Here is an 18,976-nt window from a genome sequence, read left to right on the forward strand (position 1 = left end):
GCGCCACCGGCTTGCGCTCGCGCCATCAGAAAAAATTCAACAAAACCAATGCTTTAGAGATTCATAGAGCTTGTTACAGCTCATTCCACCAACAATTGCCGCCTTGCTGAACACTCGTTTAGTATGGCTTCAAGTCGCATCACCTCAGACTCATCAAAATAATTCGAGGATTCGCATGACTACTCATGATTCGCTGCTCAGCCAGGTCGAAGCAGGCGTTGCCTGGATCACGCTCAATCGCAGCGCACAGCGCAACGCGCTGGACATCCCGACCCTGAAAAGCCTGCAGGCGTTGCTCGATCGCTTCAACACCGATCCAGCGGTGCGCGTGGTGGTGTTGACTGGCAGCGGTCGCAGTTTCTGTGCTGGCGCCGACCTCGATGAGTGGGCCGACGCCGAAGCCCGTGGCGCATTGGAAACCTACGGCTGGACCGAAACTGCCCACGCCTTGATGACGCGTCTGCACAGCCTGGAAAAACCGACGATTGCCGCCATTAACGGCACCGCCGTCGGCGCCGGGATGGATTTGACCCTGTGCTGCGATCTGCGCATCGCCGGGCAGTCCGCGCGGTTCAAGGCCGGCTACACCAGCATGGCCTACTCGCCGGATGCCGGCGCCAGTTGGCATTTGCCACGCCTGATTGGCAGCGAACAAGCCAAACGCCTGCTGTTTCTCGACGAATTGTGGGGCGCTGACCGTGCTCTTGCAGCCGGGCTGGTCGGCGAAGTCTGCGCCGACGATCAACTGCTGACCGTTGCCAGCGAGCTGGCCGCGCGGCTGGCGGCCGGGCCGACATTCGCTTTCGCCCAGACCAAAAAACTCATCCGTGAAGGCGCCGAGCGCAGCCTGCCCGAACAACTGCAAGCCGAACTCGCCGCCGGACTGCTTTGCGGTCGCAGCGAAGACGGTGGCGAAGCCTTGCGCGCCGCCATGGAAAAACGTCCGCCACGCTTCATCGGCCGCTAAGCCTCGCACCCCTTTATCAGCACACGAACAACAGGTAGCAGCATGAATTTCCAACTGACCCAAGAACAAGAAATGTTGGTGGACTCGGTACGCAGCTTCGTCGAGAAGGAGCTGCTGCCCTATGAGACCGAAGTCGACCGTGCCGACGAGGTTTCGCCGGAACTGGCGGCACAGATTCGCGGCAAGGCGATTGCGGCCGGTTTCTACGCTTTCAACATGCCGGAAGAGGTCGGCGGTGGCGGCCTGGATTACCTGTCCCAGGCGCTGATCGAGCGGGAACTGTCGAAAGTCTCCTGGGCGCTGCATGTCTTCGTTGCGCGACCGTCGAAAATCCTCATGGCTTGCACCGGCGAGCAGATCAACGATTACCTGCTGCCGTGCATCCAGGGCGAGAAAATCGATTGCTTCGCCCTCACTGAGCCGGGTGCCGGCTCCGACGCCAATGCGATCAAGACCCGCGCCGTGCGCGAGGGCGATGACTTCATCCTCAATGGCAGCAAACACTTTATCAGCCATGCCGGGCATGCCGATTTCGCCATCGTGTTCGCCGTGACCGACACCTACGAACACAACGGTAAAAAGCGTAACGCCGTGACCTCGTTCCTGGTCGACCGCAACACACCGGGCATGACCATTCGCCGTGGACCGAAATGTGTGAGTAACCGTGGTTACCACACTTTCGAAATGTTCTTCGACGATTGCCGCGTTCCTGCCAACAAAGTGCTGGGCGAAGTCGGCAAGGGATGGGAAGTGGCCAACGCCTGGCTGACTGCCGGGCGGGTAATGGTGGCGGCCAACTGTGTCGGCCAGGCCCAGCGCGCACTCGATGTTTCGTTGCAATGGGCGGCGGATCGCAAGCAATTCGGCCAGCCGATCGGCACCTATCAGGGCGTGTCGTTCAAGTTGGCCGACATGGCCACGCAGATTCGCGCTGCCGAACTGCTGACCCTGCACACCGCGTGGAAAATGGACCAGGGCACCATGACCGATGGCGAGGCCGGCATGGCCAAATTGTTCGCCAGCGAGGTGCTCGGGCGTGCGGCTGACGAGGCGGTGCAGATCTTTGGCGGCATGGGCTTGATGGACGAAAGTCCGGTGGAGCGCATTTGGCGCAACGCGCGGATTGAGCGGATCTGGGAAGGCACTTCGGAAATCCAGCGCCACATCATTTCCCGCGAACTGCTGCGGCCACTGTTGCGCTGATCCGCCCGGAGAATTTCCATGTCGCAAACCATTCGTGACAACCTCAAACGCATGCTCGCGCCACAGCATGTGGCGTTCGTGGGCGGGCGCAGTATGGCGCGTGCCCTCAAGCGCTGCGCCGAAGGTGGCTACCAAGGGCAGATGTGGCTGGTCAATCCGCAGAACGACAGCCTTGAAGGCGTGCCCTGCGTACGCAGTATTGCTGACTTGCCCTGCGGCCCTGACGCGGTATTCATCGCCACCAACCGCGACTTGACCCTGACCTGTATCGCTGAACTCGCCGCCATCGGTGCGGGCGGCGCGATTTGCTATGCCTCGGGTTTTGCCGAAACCGGTGCCGAAGGCCAGGCGCTGCAACAACAACTGCTCGAAGCCGCCGGTGACATGGCCTTGCTCGGCCCCAACTGCTACGGCCTGCTCGACTATCTGCACAGCTGCGCGCTCTGGCCGGTGGCCCACGGCGGCAAAGCGGTGGAGAAGGGCGTGGCGGTGCTGACTCAAAGCGGCAACTTCGCTTACAACCTGTCGATGAGCGACCGCTCGCTGCCAGTGGCCTACATGGCTTCGGTTGGCAATCAGGCGCAACTGGGCGTCGCTGAGTTGATGGATGTGCTGCTCGACGAGCCGCGGGTCACTGCTATCGGCCTGCACCTCGAAGGCCTGAAAAACGTCCCGGGTTTCGCCCGCGCCGCGCACAAGGCGCTGGAGAAGGGCATCCCGATCATCGCTTTGAAAACCGGCGTGTCGCAGATCGGCGCCGAACTGGCCCTGAGTCACACCAGTTCGCTGTCCGGCTCCGATGCGCTGTATGACGCGCTGTTCGATCGCCTTGGGATTATTCGCGTCAGTGGCCCGGTGAGTTTCGTCGAAACCCTGAAAGCCGCGGCCTGCGGCAACTTGCCGGCGGGAAACAGCGTGATCGCGCTGGCGTGCTCCGGCGGTGATGCGGGGCTGATTGCCGACTACGCCGAACGCAACGATCTGGGCTTGCCAAAGCTCGATGACGAGCAGGTGGTTGAGCTGGCCCAGGTGCTGCCGAGTTACGCCAACCTGGTGAATCCGCTGGATTTCACCACGGCGATCTGGGGCGACGGCGAAGCCTTGAACCGCATGCTCGACAGTGCCCTGCGTACTGAAGCCGATGCGGCGATGCTGGTGCTCGATTATCCGGCCGAGTTCACTGGCGAGCGCAAGGAATGCGACCTGCTGCTGGACCTGTTCTGCAAGGCGCTGGTACGGCATGGCAAGACCGGTTTTGTCACTTCGGCGTTCCCTGAGTTACTGCCGGTCCACGCCCGCATTCGTCTGCATGCCCAGGGCGTGGCGGCGTTGCAAGGTGTCGAGGATGGCCTCGCGGCGTGGGGGCGCATTGCCGGTTACCAGCGCAATCGCCGGGCTTTGCTGGAGCTGGGTGAATCGGCGTTGGTGCCGCTGTGCCCGCAAGCGCTGACAGGCGAAGGCGAATTGCTCAATGAATGGGATTCCAAACAAGCGTTAAGAGTCTTCGGCCTGCCGACACCCAACGGTGTTCTCAGCTCACCGGCCAATGCGTTGAAAGACGCCGAAGCATTGGGCTATCCGCTGGTACTCAAAGCCGTCAGCGCACAGTTGCCGCACAAGACTGAAGCCGGCGCCGTGGCGCTGAACCTCAAGGATGGCGTCGCATTAAGCGCGGCCCTGGAAAAAATGCGTTCGAACATTACCGCGTATGCACCGGGCGTACCGTTCGATCAACTGCTGCTGGAGCCCATGGCCAAACCGCCGTTGGCCGAGGTGATTGTCGGCATCAAGCGCGAAAACGACTTTGGCCTGGCGCTGGTGATTGGCGCGGGCGGCATCCTGGTGGAATTGCTCAAGGACAGTCGCAGCCTGTTGCTGCCAACCACCGACGGCGCGATCCGCCATGCCGTGCTCAGCCTGCGCAGCGCACCGTTGCTGCAAGGTTTCCGTGGCCGTGAAGCGGCGGATCTGGAGGCGTTGGTGGCAGCGATTCGCGCGGTCGCCGATTACGCCTGCGAAAACGCCTCGCAGTTGCTGGAACTCGATGTGAACCCATTGTTGGTCGGCGCCGATGGCACGACCGCAGTCGATGCGTTGATTCGCCTCGGCCACGAGTGAGGACATGAACATGCAAAGCAAAACCTTGACCGGTGGCCAGGCGCTGGTGCGTCTGCTGGCCAATTACGGCGTCGAAACCGTATTCGGCATTCCCGGCGTTCACACCCTGGAACTGTATCGCGGCCTGCCAGGCAGCGGCATTCGCCACGTCTTGACCCGTCACGAACAGGGCGCCAGTTTCATGGCTGACGGTTATGCCCGGGTCAGCGGCAAGCCCGGCGTGTGCTTCGTCATCACCGGCCCCGGCGTGACCAACGCCGCCACCGGCATCGGCCAGGCTTACGCCGACTCGATTCCGATGCTGGTGATTTCCAGCGTCAACCACAGCGCCAGTCTCGGCAAGGGGTGGGGCAGCCTGCACGAATGCCAGGACCAACGGGCGATGACCGCGCCGATCACTGCGTTCTCCGCCGTGGCACTGACCGCCGAAGACCTGCCGGAACTGATCGCCCGCGCCTACGCGGTGTTCGACAGCGAGCGCCCGCGTCCGGTACACATTTCGGTGCCGCTGGACGTGTTGTCGGCGCCGATTACCCGCGACTGGAGCAATGACGTGGTGCGGCGTCCGACCCGCGGCCCGGCTTGTGCCACCGCCCTTGATGACGCAGCAGCCAGGCTCAACGACGCAAAACGGCCGATGATCATCGCCGGTGGCGGTGCCTTGAATGCTACCGAGCAACTGCTGGAGATCAGCACTCGACTGGCGGCGCCGTTGTTCACCAGCGTCGCCGGCAAAGGCCTGTTGCCACCGAACGCAGCGTTGAACGCCGGCTCGTCCCTGTGCGTAGAACCCGGCTGGAAGCTGATTGCCGAAGCCGACGTGGTGCTGGCGGTCGGCACCGAAATGGCCGACACCGATTTCTGGCGCGAACGCCTGCCGCTCAACGCTCAACTGCTGCGCGTGGACATCGACCCGCGCAAGTTCAACGACTTCTACCCGTGCGCGGTGGCTTTGCATGGCGATGCGCAACAAACCCTCAGCGGTTTGCTCGAGCGCCTGCCATCCAGCGTACGTGACGCCAGCGCAGCGATTGCCTCGGTTGCCGCGCTACGCGAAGCGGTCAAGGCCAGCCATGGTCCGCTGCAACAGATTCACCAATCGATTCTGGCGCGCATTGCTGCAGAGCTGCCGGAAAACGCGTTCGTCAGCACCGACATGACCCAACTGGCCTACACCGGCAACTACGCCTTCGACAGTCTCGCCATTCGCAGCTGGTTGCACCCGACCGGTTACGGGACGTTGGGTTACGGCCTGCCGGCCGGCATTGGCGCCAAGTTTGGCGCACCGCAGCGCCCCGGTCTGGTGCTGGTGGGCGATGGCGGTTTCCTCTACACCGCCCAGGAACTGGCCACCGCTGTCGAGGAACTGGACAGCCCACTGGTGGTGTTGCTCTGGAATAACGATGCATTGGGGCAGATCCGCGACGACATGCTCGGCCTCGATATCGAGCCGATCGGCGTGCTGCCGCGCAACCCGGACTTCGCCGCGCTCGCACGTGCATTCGGTTGCACCGTGACCCAGCCGCAAAGCCTGGCGGAGCTGCAAACCGACCTGCGCCACGGCTTCAAGCGCAACGGCGTGACCCTGATCGAACTCAAGCATGCCTGCGCCCATTGATCTGTATTAGAAGGATATGAAGCCATGCGCTTTTCCGATCTGACTCAACGTATCGCCGGGGACGGCGCTGCCGCCTGGGATATTCATTACCGCGCTTTGGCACTGCGCGAGCAGGGTGAAGACATCCTGCTGCTGTCCGTGGGCGACCCGGATTTCGACACGCCGCAGCCCATCGTGCAGGGCGCCATCGACAGTTTGCTCAACGGCAACACTCACTACGCCGAGGTGCGCGGCAAGCGTGCCCTGCGTGAAGCCATCGCCAGGCGCCATCAGCAACGTAGCGGGCAACGCGTTTCTGCCGATCAGGTCACGGTGCTGGCCGGAGCGCAGTGTGCGCTGTTCGCCGTTGCCCAATGCGTACTGAACCCAGGCGATGAAGTGATCGTCGCCGAACCGATGTACGTCACTTACGAAGCGGTGTTCGGTGCCTGTGGCGCCGTGGTAGTGCCCGTACCCGTGCGTTCGGAGAACGGCTTTCGCGTGTTGCCCGAAGACGTTGCCGCACGCATCACCCCGCGTACCCGTGCGTTGGCGCTCAACAGCCCGCACAACCCGTCGGGCGCAAGCTTGCCGCGCAGCACCTGGCAAGCGCTGGCCGAGCTGTGCATCGGCCATGACCTGTGGCTGATTTCCGATGAGGTCTACAGCGAACTGCTGTTCGAAGGCGAGCACGTCAGCCCGGCGAGCCTGCCGGGCATGGCCGAGCGCACCGCGACCCTCAACAGCCTGTCGAAATCCCACGCCATGACCGGCTGGCGCGTCGGCTGGGTGGTGGCGCCGCCGTCACTGACCGCGCACCTGGAAAACCTGGCGCTGTGCATGCTCTACGGTTCGCCGGACTTTATTCAAGACGCCGCGGTGATCGCGCTCGACAGTGACTTGCCGGAGCTGCACGCCATGCGCGAAGCCTATCGCCAGCGCCGCGACCTGGTGTGCGACAGCCTCGCCGGAAGCCCCGGTGTACGGGCGTTGAAGCCCGATGGCGGAATGTTCGTGATGGTGGATATCCGCGAAACCGGGCTCAGTGCCCAGGCATTTGCCGATCGCTTGCTGGATCGCCACGGCGTTTCGGTGCTGGCCGGTGAAGCTTTCGGCCCGAGCGCGGCCGGGCATATTCGTCTCGGCCTGGTGGTCGGCGCCGAACCGTTGCGCGATGCCTGTCAGCGCATCGCCCGTTGTGCCCAGGAACTGATGGAGGCCCAGGTTGATGCATAACCACAAGACATTGTTTATCGATGGCCGCTGGCAAACACCTTCGGGGCAAGGCGTGGCCGAGGTCATCAACCCGGCCACCGAGGAAGTCGCCGGCAGCGTGCCGTTGGGCGATGAGCGCGACGTCGACAACGCTGTGGCCGCGGCGCGCAAAGCCTTCGCGTCATGGTCGCGCACACCTGCCAGCGTTCGCGCCGGATATCTCCGGGCCTTGGCCGAACAACTGCGCAACCGCGCCGACGAAATGGCCGCGGTCATCACCGCCGAACTGGGCATGCCGGTGCAATGGTGCCGCTCGGTGCAAGTGGACGGGCCGATCATCGGCCTTGAGCAGTACATCGAGCTGACGCACTTGATGGACGAAGTGCGCGAAGTCGGCAACTCGCTGGTGATTCGCGAGGCGGTCGGTGTCTGCGCCTTTATCAATCCATGGAATTATCCGCTGCATCAACTGATCGGCAAGCTGGCCCCGGCACTCGCTGCAGGCTGCACGGTGGTGGTCAAGCCGAGTCAGGAAACGCCGCTGCACGCGTTTTTGCTGGCGCAAATGATCGAAGCCATTGGCCTGCCGGCCGGGGTGTTCAATCTGGTCAGCGGGCCAGGTTCGAAGGTTGGTGAAGCGTTGGCCAAACACCCGGATGTCGACATGGTGTCGTTCACCGGCTCCACCGGCGCAGGCGTTCGTGTGGCACAGGCGGCAGCGCCTTCAGTGAAACGGGTGTGTCTGGAGCTGGGTGGCAAGTCGCCGCTGCTGATCGCCGAAGACGCCGACCTGGCCGCAGCGGTTCGTTATGGCGTGCAGGACGTGATGATCAACTCCGGTCAAACCTGCACGGCTCTGACCCGCATGCTGCTGCCAGCCAGTCGCTACGCCGAAGCGCTGGAGCTTGCGCTGGCCGAAACCCTGAGCCTGAAAATGGGCGATCCGCTCGACCCGTACAGTTTTCTCGGGCCGATGTGTTCGGCGGGGCAACGTCGCACCGTGCTCGATTACATCAAGGTCGGGCAACAGGAAGGTGCGCGGCTGTTGTGCGGTGGTGATACGCCGTCAGCATTTGAACGGGGTTTCTACGTCAGCCCGACGCTGTTCGCCGATGTCGACAACCGCATGCGCATTGCCCAGGAAGAAATCTTCGGCCCGGTGCTGTGCCTGATTCCCTATGCCGATGAAGCGCAAGCCATCCAGATCGCCAACGACTCGCCGTTCGGCCTGTCCAGTGGCGTGTGGGCCGGCAGCGCCGAGCGTGCCTTGCATCTGGGGCGGCAAATGCGTGCGGGCCAATGCTTCCTCAACGGCGCGGCGTTCAACTATCAGGCGCCGTTCGGCGGTTACAAACAATCGGGCAATGGTCGGGAGTGGGGGGAAGAAGGACTGAACGAATTTGTCGAAGTGAAGGCGATCCAGGTGTGACCGTTGGCGATTCAAACGTTGTACGCACCGGGCCTTGGTCCGGTGTTTTGCGTTGTTTTGAATGGGTATTCCGTTAGCTTTTGATCAGGGGCAATCCAATGAGCGATAACAAAAACAAGATTACTCAAGCGAACCATGAATTCAGCTTCCCGCGTCGCGACTTCTTGAGGTACAGCGCCGCGGCGGCTGCCGTGGCCGGGGCGTTCACCATGGGCCTGCCGTTTGGCGCCATGGCGGCGCAGGCGACGCCGAAACCCGGTGGTGTATTGCGCCTGGGCCTGGCCGGTGGCAGCACCACCGATTCAAAAGACCCCGGCTCCTGGGTCGATACCTTCACCTTCGTCGGGTTCTCGGCGATCTATAACACCCTGACCGAGATTGCCGTCGACGGCACGGCGATCCCCGAACTGGCCGAAAGCTGGACCTCGAGCCCGGACGCACGGGTCTGGACGTTCAAATTGCGCCAGGGCGTGACCTTCCACAATGGCAAGACCCTGACCGCCGACGATGTGGTCGCCTCGATCCAGCATCACCTCGGGGAAAAATCCAGCTCGGCGGCCAAAACCGTGCTGGGCGATGTGGCCAAGGTCAGCGCCAACGGCAGCGACAGCGTGGTGTTCGAACTCAAATCAGGCAACGCCGATTTCACCTACGTGGTTGCCGATTACCATCTGGTGATCATGCCGAGCAAGGACGGTGTGCCGGACTGGCAGGCTGGTGTCGGTACCGGCGGTTATCGTCTGAAGGATTTCGAACCGGGCGTGCGCATGACCCTGGAACGCAGCCCGGATTACTGGAAGGCAGGGCGGGCACACTTCGCCGGCGCCGAGCTGATTGCAATTGGCGATGGCGCGGCGCGAATCAACGCACTGGTCACCGGGCAAGTCGACGTGATCAACAAGGTCGACTTGAAAACCGTGGCATTGCTCAAGCGCAACCCGAACCTGGTGATTGAGGAAACCAAAGGCGCGCAGCACTACACCTTCCCGATGCTCACCGACAGCCAGGTGTTTCAGAACAATGACGTGCGCCTGGCAATGAAGCATGCGATCAACCGCGAAACCTTGTTGGCCTCGGTGCTGTACGGCTACGGCCTGGTCGGCAACGACCATCCGATCCAGCCCGGTAGCCGCTTCATCAACACCGCACTGGAGCAGCGCACCTACGATCCGGAGAAGTCGCGCTTCTATCTGAAAAAGGCCGGCCTGGATTCGCTCAAGGTGCGCCTGCAAGCCTCCGACGCGGCGTATACCGGCGCTGTCGACGCATCCGTGTTGTTCAAGGAGCAGGCCCGTGCAGCCGGGATCGACATCGATGTGGTGCGTGAACCGGCCGACGGCTTTTTCACCAACGTGTGGATGAAGCAGCCGTTTACCACCTCGTTCTGGTACAGCAGCCTGACCGCCGACCGCATGTTCAGCATCGGTTACGCCAAAGGCGCAGCGTGGAACGAAACCCACTGGGACAACCCGCGATTCAATCAACTGCTGAATGCCGCCCGTGGCGAGATGAACGAACCGCTGCGCCGCGAGATGTACAACGAAATGCAGGGCCTGTGCCGCGATGAGGGCGGGGCGATTGTGCCGTTGTTCGCCAGTTCGGTGGCAGCGCGATCCAACCGTGTCGCGCACGGCGGGCAGACAGCGCCGTATGGCGAACTGGATGGCTTGCGGGTGATCGAGCGGTGGTGGCAGGCATAACGAAATAATCGATGCGATGAAAACCCGTGTGGGAGCTGGCTTGCCAGCGATGGCGTTGGCACTGTCAACATTGATGTTGCATGACCTGCCGCTATCGCTGGCAAGCCAGCTCCCACATCGGACATTTGCAGTCTTCACAGGCGTGCCCAAATTCAAGGAACTGCATGATGAGAAGTATTTTCAAGCTATTGGGACAGCGTCTCGCATTAGGCCTGCTTTCGTTGTTCGCTGTATCGGTGATCATCTTCCTGGCTGTCGGCCTGCTCCCGGGGGACATCGCCCAAGCCATGCTCGGCCAGTCCGCCACTCCGGAAACCGTGGCGGCTTACCGCGCGCAATTGGGCCTGGACCTGCCGCCGCTGACCCGTTTCGGGCATTGGATCTGGCAATTGCTGCAGGGCGATCTCGGCGTGTCACTGGCCAACCAGCGACCCATCGCTGACCTGGTCGGTTCGCGCCTGGGCAACACCTTCAGCCTCGCATTGCTGGCGGCGCTGGTATCGGTGCCACTGGCGTTGCTGCTGGGCATGCTCGCGGCGTTGTATCGCAATAGCTGGTTTGATCGCTTGCTCAATACCTCGGCGTTGAGCGCTGTGTCGTTCCCCGAGTTCTTCGTCGCCTACATCCTGATTCTGCTGTTCGCGGTCAAGCTCAACTGGTTCCCGAGCATCTCCAACCTGTCGCCGGACGCCTCCCTCGGCACAGTGCTGGAACGTTCGGTGCTGCCAGTGGCGACCCTGAGCCTGGTGGTGATCGCGCAGATGATGCGCATGACTCGCGCATCCCTGATCAATTTGCTGGCCAGCCCCTACATCGAAATGGCCCGGCTCAAGGGCATCAGCCAATCGCGGATCATCTTTCGCCATGCATTGCCCAACGCCTTGGCGCCGATCGTCAACGTCGTCGCGTTGAACCTGGCGTACCTGGTGGTCGGTGTGGTGGTGGTCGAGGTGGTGTTTGTCTATCCGGGGCTCGGTCAGTTATTGGTGGACTCGGTGGCCAAGCGCGACATTCCGGTGGTACAGGCCTGCAGCCTGATCTTTGCCGCGACGTACATCCTGCTCAACACCAGCGCCGATGTACTGTCGATCGCCAGCAACCCACGCCTGATGCATCCGAAGGGGTAGTTCATGAACCTGTTCAAACAATTGATCCGGGCGCCGCTGAGCGCGAAATTCGGGCTGCTGGTGATTGTGCTGTACATCCTCGTGGCGTTGTTCGCGCCGCTGCTTGCACCGTTCGGTGAAACCCAGGTCGTGGGCGAGGGCTTCGCACCCTGGGGCGGGCAGTTCCTGTTGGGCACCGATAACCTGGGGCGTGACATGTTCAGCCGTCTGGTCTACGGCGCCCGCAACACCCTGGGCATTGCCTTCCTGACCACGCTGCTGGCGTTCTTGCTTGGTGGTTCGTGCGGGTTGGTTGCAGCGATCAAGGGTGGCTGGATCGATCAGGGTTTGTCGCGGGTCGTGGATATCCTGATGGCGATTCCGCAATTGATCTTCGCCTTGCTGATCCTCAGCGTGGTCGGCACCACGGCGACCTCGCTGGTGCTGGTGATTGCCCTGCTGGATGCGACCCGGGTGTTTCGCCTGTCACGGGCGGTGGCGATGAACGTGGTGGTGCAAGACTTCGTCGAAGCCGCACGCCTGCGGGGTGAAGGCCTGTACTGGCTGGTGACCCGTGAAGTGCTGCCGAACGCGGCGGCACCACTGATTGCCGAGTTCGGCTTGCGGTTCTGCTTTGTGTTCCTGTTCATCAGTGCGCTGTCGTTCCTCGGCCTGGGCATTCAACCGCCCACCGCCGACTGGGGCAGCATGGTGCGCGACAACGCCGTGCTGATCACCTTCGGCGACATCAGCCCGCTGCTGCCCGCCCTGGCCGTGGCGTTGATCACGGTCAGCGTCAACTTCGTCGTCGACTGGATGCTGCACAAGTCCAGCGGCCTAAAGGAGTGCTGAACATGACGACGTCCAAACCATTGCTGGAAATCCGCGACCTGCACATCGAAGGTCACTACGAAGACGCGTGGCATCCGCTGATCAAGGGCATCGACCTGACGTTGCAACGCGGCGAGGTCCTGGGGCTGATCGGTGAGTCCGGCGCGGGCAAGTCGACCCTCGGGCTGGCGGCCATGGGCTACACCCGTGACGGCTGCCGGATCACTGGCGGCTCGGTGCATTTCGACGGCATCGACTTGCTCAAGGCCAAACCCGAAGCCCTGCGCAAGCTGCGCGGTTTGCGCATCGCTTATGTAGCGCAAAGTGCGGCGGCCTCGTTCAATCCTGCCCATCGGCTGATTGACCAGCACGTTGAAACCGCCGTGACAAACGGAGGTATGAGCCGCGATCAGGCCATGGCCGAAGCCGTTGAGCTGTATCGCGTGCTGCGTCTGCCCAGTCCGGAAACCATCGGCCAGCGCTATCCGCATCAAGTGTCTGGCGGTCAGTTACAGCGAGTGATGACCGCCATGGCCATGGCTTGCCACCCGGACCTGATCATCTTCGACGAACCGACCACCGCGCTGGACGTCACCACCCAGATCGAAGTGCTCGCGGCAATTCGCGATGCGGTGAAGACCTACGGCAGCGCGGCGATCTACATCAGCCACGATCTTGCGGTGGTCGCACAAATGGCCGACCGGATCATGGTGCTGCGTCACGGCAAACGGGTGGAAGAGGCCGTGACCCGCAAGATGCTCGGCGACCCGCAGGAGGACTACACCAAATCGTTGTGGGCGGTGCGCAGTTTCCGCACTGACCCCAAGGCGTGTCCACAGCAGGAACAGCCGCTGCTTGAACTGCGTAAGAGTTGCGCCAGTTACGGACATCAACCGGTGCTGCATGACGTTTCGTTGCAGCTGTATCGCGGCCAGACCCTGGCGGTGATCGGCGAATCCGGTAGCGGCAAAAGCTCTACGGCTCGGTTGATCACCGGTTTGCTGCCGCCCACCTATGGCGAGGTGCTGTATGACGGCCAGCCACTGCCGGCGGACTTTCGCCAGCGCAGCAAAGAGCAACTGCGGCGCATCCAGATGATCTATCAGATCCCGGATACCGCACTGAATCCACGTCAGCGCATTGTCGACATCATCGGCCGGCCCCTGACGTTTTATCTGGGGCTCAAAGGCAAAGCGATGCGCGCACGGGTCGCCGAGTTGCTGGAAATGATCGAGCTGGACCCGGCAACCTTCATGGAGCGCCAGCCCCGGGAGTTGTCCGGAGGGCAGAAGCAACGGATCTGCATTGCCAGGGCATTGGCGGCCGATCCGCAATTGATCATCTGCGATGAAGTGACGTCCGCCCTCGATCAATTGGTGGCCGAAGGTGTGCTCAAGCTGCTCAACCGCATACAGCAACAGCTCGGCGTCGCCTACCTGTTCATCACCCATGACGTTGCCACCGTGCGGGCGATTGCCGATCACGTGCTGGTGATGCAGCGGGGCAGGGTGGTCGACCAAGGCACGCGCAGCCAGATCTTCACGCCGCCGCACGAGGACTACACCGGACTGCTGTTTTCTTCCGAACCGCAAATGGACCCGGACTGGCTCGACCGTTTGCTGGCGAGCCGCACCAAGAATTCAAACCCTACGCTGGAAAAAGTCTAAGGAACCACCATGAAAGTATTGATCGTCCACGCTCACCCGGAGCCAAAATCCTTCACCGCCGCCCTGCGTGATCAAGCGCTGGCCACCCTCGAAGCCCAGGGCCATGAAGTGCAGGTCAGCGACCTGTACAAAATGAACTGGAACCCAGTGGCCAGCGACGCTGACTTCTCGTCGCGGGAAAACCCGCAATACCTGGTCTACGCCCTGGAACAACGCCTGGGCGTGAAAAGCCAGTCCCTGGCGCCGGACATCCAGGCCGAGCTGGACAAACTGCTGTGGGCCGACCTGCTGATCCTCAACTTCCCGATCTTCTGGTTCTCCGCCCCGGCCATGCTCAAAGGCTGGATCGACCGGGTGCTGGTGTCGGGCATTTGTTACGGCGGCAAGCGTTTCTACGATCAGGGTGGTTTGGCAGGCAAGAAAGCGCTGGTGACGGTGACGCTTGGCGGGCGTGAACACATGTTCGGTGATGGCGCCATTCACGGACCGCTGGAGGACATGTTGCGGCCGATCCTGCGCGGCACCCTGGCTTATGTGGGTTTCGATGTGCTGCAGCCGTTCGTGGCATGGCATGTGCCGTATATCAGCGAAGAGGCTCGCCAGCAGTTTTTGGTCGATTACGGGCAGCGGTTGCAGCATTTGAATGATGAGCAGCCGCTGATGTTTCCGAAACTGGCGCAGTTTGACGAACGGCTCTATCCGTTGACGAGCAACTGAATCCGTCGATGCCTCGCTGACCGTTCAACGTCCGGGGCAGGAGCGGGCCGGGGGGGTGAACTACACTGTTTCTACTTCACTCAGCCCGACTCCTGTCGGAGGTCAACATGAAACGCTTGTCACCGATCGGCCTGTGCGTTGCCTTGTCTTTTTTCAGTGTCCAGGGATGGGCGCAGACGGTGACGCCGTTGAAAGGCCAGAGTTCGCAGCAGACTCAAATGGATATCACCGAGTGCAATAACATTGCCGCCAGCCAGACGGCGTCGACCTCATCGACGCCCTCCGGAGGTCGGGTCAAGGGCGCCGTGGCCGGTGCGGCTGCCGGGGCTGCGGGTGCGCAGGTGCGCGGGCGGCAGCACGACGAGTTTTATGATCGCGTCGACGACGACACCAAACAGGATTACCGCCAGAACCGCGCCAAGGAAACCGCAGCGGCCGGTGCCGTGGTCGGTGGCTCGCGCCAGCGTCAGGAGCGACGCGCGCAGGAGAAGACCAACACCGCGAACACGGCGACGGCTTATACCAGTTGCCTGCAAGGCAAGGGTTATCAAGTCAATCCCTGAGAATCGCCGGTTGCTATGGAGCAGTGGCGGCATCCGCTCGGGTTGGTTTTTGCCGCTGTTCAAGTAAATGAACCATCAAGCACGCATACAGCGTTACGCCGATGAACAGCGCCATGCGCACGGCAAATGCGGTGTGTACGTCCTTGCCTTCTGCACTGTCCTGAACAGATTGGCCCAGCAGGATGATCAGGGTCAGCAGGCTGTTGAGCCAGAATCCCGGGCTAAAGCGGCCCGATTTCAACCCGTAGAGCTTGCGCGCGACGATCAGGGCGAACAACAGCATCCACAAGAAGAACATCCACAAGTGGGCGAACAGGCTGAGCGCCCACCAGAACATCACGGCCAACAGCCCCCCGAGCAGGGTCGATCCGATCAGCTCGCGTGCGGCGTTTCGCGCCGAGGTCGTCGAACTCTGTTGCCCCAGGTTGACCGCCTTGAGGACGATGGGCAGGTAACTTGCCGGATCAATCAAAGCGAGCAGGAATGCCGGAACCACGATCAAGGTGGCGCGCAAGGCGATTCGGTCCACTTCGCTCGTCGGGAGGGCTGGGGAAGGGGGCTGAGCCGGTGCGTTGACCGGTTCGGGGAACAGCCAGTGACTGAACATGCCGACGATCACTGCCAGAAGCAGTCCCGAGACCATGGCCGTGATGACCATGACTGCCAGGCCAAAATCGGCAACACCCGCCGAGGAAATCAGGGTCAGGCCAATCACCAGAAACGTGACGATCAGGTTATTGCCGCCCCGCAAGCCGAAGCGAAAAACCAGGAACAGGCACAGGCCGATCAACAGCACCCCGGTGTTGGGGTAGTAACGCAGTACCGGGATCAACAACAGGCCGGTGCCGGTGGTCAGCATTGCAGCCAGCGCCAATACCACTGCTGTCTTGAACGGTAGCGGCCGATTGGCGGACGCGAGCAGCAGCGCACAGAGCACCGGGGCTAAAAAAGGGATCGGCAGTGCCAGGCCAAAACTGGCGGCCAGGCATACCGACGTGCCAGTGGCCAGGCGCAATGCACGCTGAGCCCTGGGCGTGCGCTGTGCGCTAGTAAACATACGACAGCCAACTCATCAGCCGCAGGAACACCCGACCCAGTGGGTTCAGCAGATTATCTTCAGAGGGAAAAGCCATGACCTCCGCCTGGCCGCCAGCGCGGATGCCACGGTTGTCACGCAGCTTCGCCAGGGCGTCAGGGGAAAACTCGATGATCACCGGGAAGCGTTGCGCGGGACGCAGCCAGTCGCGGCTGTTCTGCACGGTCGGCAGGCTGCCGGGCGCGGCGGGTTGGCCAACGCTGACGCCGTAACCGATGCTGCGTATGCGCCCCTCGAACACTTCACCGGGCAAGGCATCGAGCACAATCGACACCGGGGTTTCAGGCTTGACCAGGCCGAGGTTGTTTTCAGTCATGTCGGCGCTGATCCATACATCGTGGATGGCAATCAGGGTCATGACCGGGTTGCCGGCTGCGGCGAATTGGCCGACATCGGTGCGCAGGTCAGTGATCAAACCGGCCGAACGGGCGCGGATCTGCGTGTTGGAAAGGTCCAGTTCAGCTTTTGACAATGCCGTCGCGGCGCTACGCAGCAGGGCGTTGTCTTCCGCGCTGCCACCCTCCGTTTCACGGGCGCGCTGGACCTCGGCGCGGGCGGCGGCCACCTGGCTGACCGCCGCTTCGCGGTTGGCGCGGGAAACTTCCAGCAAACGCACGGAAATGGTTCCCGGGTCCTCTCGATACAACCCTTCCAGGCGCTGATTGTCCTGGCGCGCCTTGAGCTCGTTGGCTTGCGCCGCACGCAAGCTGGCCTGGGCCGAAGCAATGCCGGCGGTACTGGCGCCGATCTGCCGGCGGGTGGATTCGAGGTCGGCGCGGGCACGGTCGACGGCAATCTGATACGGCTGCGGATCGATCTCGAAAATCACTTCCCCGGCCTTGACGTCCTGGTTGTTGCGCACATTGACGCGGGTTACCCGCCCCGCGACTTCCGCCGCCACCGGAATCACGAACGCACCGACCCGTGCCTGTTGCGTATAGGGCGTGAATCGGTCTGCCAGCAGGTACCACGCAAGGCTCAGGACGATCAGCAACAAAACCCACTTGATGCCTTTGCCAGTCGGGTCGGCAGCCGGTTCGGCGGGCGGCGGGGAGGGCGCGTCGGGCGTCACGGGCGCGGCTTCACTCATGGTTTTTCACCTGGTCGGGCAAAGGGGATACGGGAAGGTCGGCAGAGGGATCAGTCAGCAAATCGCCCCAGTCCGTGCGTTGCTCCATCTGCTTGCGCGTCGTGGAGTCGACTCTGGCTTGGGCGCTGTACCAACCGCCGCCGAGTGCCTTGTACAGGGCAATCACGTTGCTCACGGCATCGCCGCGACTGAGCAGGTAACTGTCCTGGAGTTCGAGCAGTGCGCGCTGTGCATCGAGTACGCGCTGGAAATCCGAATAGCCTTCGCGATACAGCGCGTTGGCCAGCTCCAATGAACGTTTGGCCGCGCCTTCGGCCTCACGCAGAATGCGTTCGCGCTGCAATGCGCGAACCAGTCCATTGGCTGCATCATCGGCCTCGCGCGCGGCCTGGCGGACTTTGTCGCGGTAAGCCTCGATCAATTGCTGCAACCGTGCATCCTGCACGCGCACGTTGTTGCTGATACGGCCATAGTCGAACACGTTCCAGCGCAGGCTAGGGCCGCCAATCAGGTCGAGACTGCGGGATGTCCCGCTCAAGGTATCAGCGGACCAGACGATACTGCCCAGCAACGTCAACGACGGGTAGAAATCGGTTTCGGCTACGCCGATCAGTGCCGATTGGGCGGCGACATTCAGTTCTGCGGCGCGTATATCGGGGCGACGCAGCAGCAGATTGGCCGGGACATCCTGCAGCACCGCACGGTCCACCAACGGAATCAACCCAGTGTTCTCGGCCATCAGCGGCAGCGCCCCGGGTGGACGACCAATCAACACCGCCAGGGCGTTGCGGATTCGACCGATCTGATCCTCGAGAACGGGGATTGTGCTCAAGGTGCCCAGGTATTGGGTCTTGGCTTGTTGCAAGTCGAGTTCAGCCGTCTGGCCACTCATGAACAGTTTTTCCGTGATCTCGTAATTGCGCTGTTGCTGGCGGGCGTTTTCCCGAGCCACACGCAAACGCGCTTCGGTAGTGCGCAGGGAAAAATAGGTATCGGCAACCTGAGCCCGGAGCAATACCAGCGCATCTTCATAATTGGCTTCGGCAGCGAAGTAACTGGCATCGGAAGACTCGATGGCGCGGCTGAAACGGCCCCAGAAATCCAGTTCCCAGCCCACATCGAACCCGGCGCTGTGCTGCCAGAAATGGCTGTCGACCGGGTTATTGCCGCCGGACTGGCGCCGGTTGACGTAAAGGCTGTCAACGCTGACCTGCTGCAGTTGCGGGTAGAGACCGCTTTGGGCAATGCCCAATTGTGCGCGAGCTTCCATGACGCGCAACCCGGCGATCTTCAGGCTGGCGTTGTGCGCATCGGATTCGGCAATCAACTGGTCCAGCGCCGGGTCGGCGAACACTTGCCACCACTGGCGGATGTCCGGATTCACTGCACGTTGGCTGGCGCGCTCAAGGGCCGGGGTGTTCCAGTGATCGATCCACGTTTCGCCGGGCGATTGAAAGTCCGGCCCCAACCGCACGCAACCGCCAAGGACAAGCACGGCAGACAGCAGCAGCTGGAGGGTACCTGAATGCATTACGCGTTTTCCGACCAAGAACATCACAGCAGCATAGACGCCCGGGCGCCTGCCGCTGTGTTTCAACGTCACGCGGCGTAAAAACGCCACCACTGTCGCAAAAACGACCTGTTTACGCTGAACGCGAACCACCACGACTTTTCTGT

At 62.1% G+C, this 18,976-nt stretch carries 15 protein-coding genes; 12 read left to right on the forward strand and 3 right to left on the reverse strand.

All coding sequences use genetic code 11. The features are described 5' to 3' along the window. The first annotated feature begins 175 nt into the window (after nt 1–175). The 12 genes from D8U69_RS14030 (at nt 176) to D8U69_RS14085 (ending at nt 15,113) form a co-directional block, all read left to right on the forward strand. Nucleotides 176–967: an enoyl-CoA hydratase-related protein gene (locus D8U69_RS14030; RefSeq protein WP_130907525.1), complete on the forward strand. Its 792-nt coding sequence runs from the start codon at nt 176–178 to the stop codon at nt 965–967. Between the two features lie 42 nt (nt 968–1,009). Next, the gene (locus D8U69_RS14035) at nt 1,010–2,170 is read left to right on the forward strand and encodes an acyl-CoA dehydrogenase family protein (RefSeq protein ID WP_130907526.1); all 1,161 of its coding nucleotides are present in this window, start codon (nt 1,010–1,012) and stop codon (nt 2,168–2,170) included. Between the two features lie 18 nt (nt 2,171–2,188). Continuing rightward, a complete protein-coding gene (locus D8U69_RS14040) occupies nt 2,189–4,288 on the forward strand; it encodes an acetate--CoA ligase family protein (RefSeq protein WP_130907527.1) in 2,100 nt (699 codons plus the stop codon). 10 nt (nt 4,289–4,298) lie between these two features. Then, nucleotides 4,299–5,906 (forward strand): 5-guanidino-2-oxopentanoate decarboxylase, encoded by a 1,608-nt coding sequence (locus tag D8U69_RS14045; protein ID WP_130907596.1) that lies wholly within the window; start codon nt 4,299–4,301, stop codon nt 5,904–5,906. A gap of 24 nt (nt 5,907–5,930) precedes the next feature. Continuing rightward, on the forward strand, nt 5,931–7,121 hold the full coding sequence (locus D8U69_RS14050; protein WP_130907528.1) for an aminotransferase class I/II-fold pyridoxal phosphate-dependent enzyme: 1,191 nt from the start codon (nt 5,931–5,933) through the stop codon (nt 7,119–7,121). Continuing rightward, complete coding sequence (locus D8U69_RS14055) at nt 7,114–8,529, forward strand: aldehyde dehydrogenase family protein (RefSeq protein WP_130907529.1); 1,416 nt, start codon at nt 7,114–7,116, stop codon at nt 8,527–8,529. Before D8U69_RS14050 ends, D8U69_RS14055 begins: the two co-directional genes overlap by 8 nt. 98 nt (nt 8,530–8,627) lie before the next feature. Next, nucleotides 8,628–10,229 carry an ABC transporter substrate-binding protein gene (locus tag D8U69_RS14060; protein WP_130907530.1) on the forward strand — a complete coding sequence of 534 codons (1,602 nt, stop codon included), beginning with the start codon at nt 8,628–8,630 and terminating at the stop codon, nt 10,227–10,229. Between the two features lie 167 nt (nt 10,230–10,396). Further along, on the forward strand, nt 10,397–11,356 hold the full coding sequence (locus D8U69_RS14065) for an ABC transporter permease (RefSeq protein ID WP_056855312.1): 960 nt from the start codon (nt 10,397–10,399) through the stop codon (nt 11,354–11,356). Between the two features lie 3 nt (nt 11,357–11,359). Then, the gene (locus D8U69_RS14070; protein WP_056855313.1) at nt 11,360–12,187 is read left to right on the forward strand and encodes an ABC transporter permease; all 828 of its coding nucleotides are present in this window, start codon (nt 11,360–11,362) and stop codon (nt 12,185–12,187) included. A gap of 2 nt (nt 12,188–12,189) precedes the next feature. Further along, complete coding sequence (locus D8U69_RS14075) at nt 12,190–13,833, forward strand: ABC transporter ATP-binding protein (protein WP_130907531.1); 1,644 nt, start codon at nt 12,190–12,192, stop codon at nt 13,831–13,833. Between the two features lie 9 nt (nt 13,834–13,842). Beyond that, nucleotides 13,843–14,550, forward strand: a complete 708-nt coding sequence (locus D8U69_RS14080) for an NAD(P)H-dependent oxidoreductase (RefSeq protein ID WP_130907532.1) — start codon at nt 13,843–13,845, stop codon at nt 14,548–14,550. Nucleotides 14,551–14,657: 107 nt separating this feature from the next. Next, on the forward strand, nt 14,658–15,113 hold the full coding sequence (locus tag D8U69_RS14085) for a YMGG-like glycine zipper-containing protein (RefSeq protein ID WP_130907533.1): 456 nt from the start codon (nt 14,658–14,660) through the stop codon (nt 15,111–15,113). 13 nt (nt 15,114–15,126) lie between these two features. Here D8U69_RS14085 and D8U69_RS14090 read toward each other — a convergent pair whose 3' ends face one another. Genes D8U69_RS14090 through D8U69_RS14100 form a run of 3 tightly spaced genes read right to left on the reverse strand, consistent with a single transcriptional unit; the run spans nt 15,127 to nt 18,830 of the window. After that, nucleotides 15,127–16,170 carry a DUF2955 domain-containing protein gene (locus tag D8U69_RS14090; protein ID WP_130907534.1) on the reverse strand — a complete coding sequence of 348 codons (1,044 nt, stop codon included), beginning with the start codon at nt 16,168–16,170 and terminating at the stop codon, nt 15,127–15,129. Then, nucleotides 16,160–17,299, reverse strand: coding sequence for an HlyD family secretion protein (locus D8U69_RS14095; protein WP_056855319.1), 1,140 nt, complete (start codon nt 17,297–17,299; stop codon nt 16,160–16,162). Before D8U69_RS14095 ends, D8U69_RS14090 begins: the two co-directional genes overlap by 11 nt. Further along, a complete protein-coding gene (locus D8U69_RS14100; RefSeq protein WP_130907535.1) occupies nt 17,292–18,830 on the reverse strand; it encodes a TolC family protein in 1,539 nt (512 codons plus the stop codon). The genes D8U69_RS14095 and D8U69_RS14100 overlap by 8 nt, the downstream gene beginning before the upstream one ends. Between the last annotated feature and the right edge of the window lie 146 nt (nt 18,831–18,976).

The sequence above is a fragment of the Pseudomonas sp. Sample_16 genome (assembly GCF_004307665.1).
GTDB lineage: Bacteria > Pseudomonadota > Gammaproteobacteria > Pseudomonadales > Pseudomonadaceae > Aquipseudomonas.

What these genes read in the sequence shown, in the direction of transcription:
- D8U69_RS14030 (WP_130907525.1), top strand. Translation starts at nt 176, where the DNA reads ATGACTACTCATGATTCGCTGCTCAGCCAGGTCGAAGCAGGCGTTGCC.
- D8U69_RS14035 (WP_130907526.1), top strand. Translation starts at nt 1,010, where the DNA reads ATGAATTTCCAACTGACCCAAGAACAAGAAATGTTGGTGGACTCGGTA.
- D8U69_RS14040 (WP_130907527.1), top strand. Translation starts at nt 2,189, where the DNA reads ATGTCGCAAACCATTCGTGACAACCTCAAACGCATGCTCGCGCCACAG.
- D8U69_RS14045 (WP_130907596.1), top strand. Translation starts at nt 4,299, where the DNA reads ATGCAAAGCAAAACCTTGACCGGTGGCCAGGCGCTGGTGCGTCTGCTG.
- D8U69_RS14050 (WP_130907528.1), top strand. Translation starts at nt 5,931, where the DNA reads ATGCGCTTTTCCGATCTGACTCAACGTATCGCCGGGGACGGCGCTGCC.
- D8U69_RS14055 (WP_130907529.1), top strand. Translation starts at nt 7,114, where the DNA reads ATGCATAACCACAAGACATTGTTTATCGATGGCCGCTGGCAAACACCT.
- D8U69_RS14060 (WP_130907530.1), top strand. Translation starts at nt 8,628, where the DNA reads ATGAGCGATAACAAAAACAAGATTACTCAAGCGAACCATGAATTCAGC.
- D8U69_RS14065 (WP_056855312.1), top strand. Translation starts at nt 10,397, where the DNA reads ATGAGAAGTATTTTCAAGCTATTGGGACAGCGTCTCGCATTAGGCCTG.
- D8U69_RS14070 (WP_056855313.1), top strand. Translation starts at nt 11,360, where the DNA reads ATGAACCTGTTCAAACAATTGATCCGGGCGCCGCTGAGCGCGAAATTC.
- D8U69_RS14075 (WP_130907531.1), top strand. Translation starts at nt 12,190, where the DNA reads ATGACGACGTCCAAACCATTGCTGGAAATCCGCGACCTGCACATCGAA.
- D8U69_RS14080 (WP_130907532.1), top strand. Translation starts at nt 13,843, where the DNA reads ATGAAAGTATTGATCGTCCACGCTCACCCGGAGCCAAAATCCTTCACC.
- D8U69_RS14085 (WP_130907533.1), top strand. Translation starts at nt 14,658, where the DNA reads ATGAAACGCTTGTCACCGATCGGCCTGTGCGTTGCCTTGTCTTTTTTC.
- D8U69_RS14090 (WP_130907534.1), bottom strand. Translation starts at nt 16,170, where the DNA reads ATGTTTACTAGCGCACAGCGCACGCCCAGGGCTCAGCGTGCATTGCGC.
- D8U69_RS14095 (WP_056855319.1), bottom strand. Translation starts at nt 17,299, where the DNA reads ATGAGTGAAGCCGCGCCCGTGACGCCCGACGCGCCCTCCCCGCCGCCC.
- D8U69_RS14100 (WP_130907535.1), bottom strand. Translation starts at nt 18,830, where the DNA reads ATGCATTCAGGTACCCTCCAGCTGCTGCTGTCTGCCGTGCTTGTCCTT.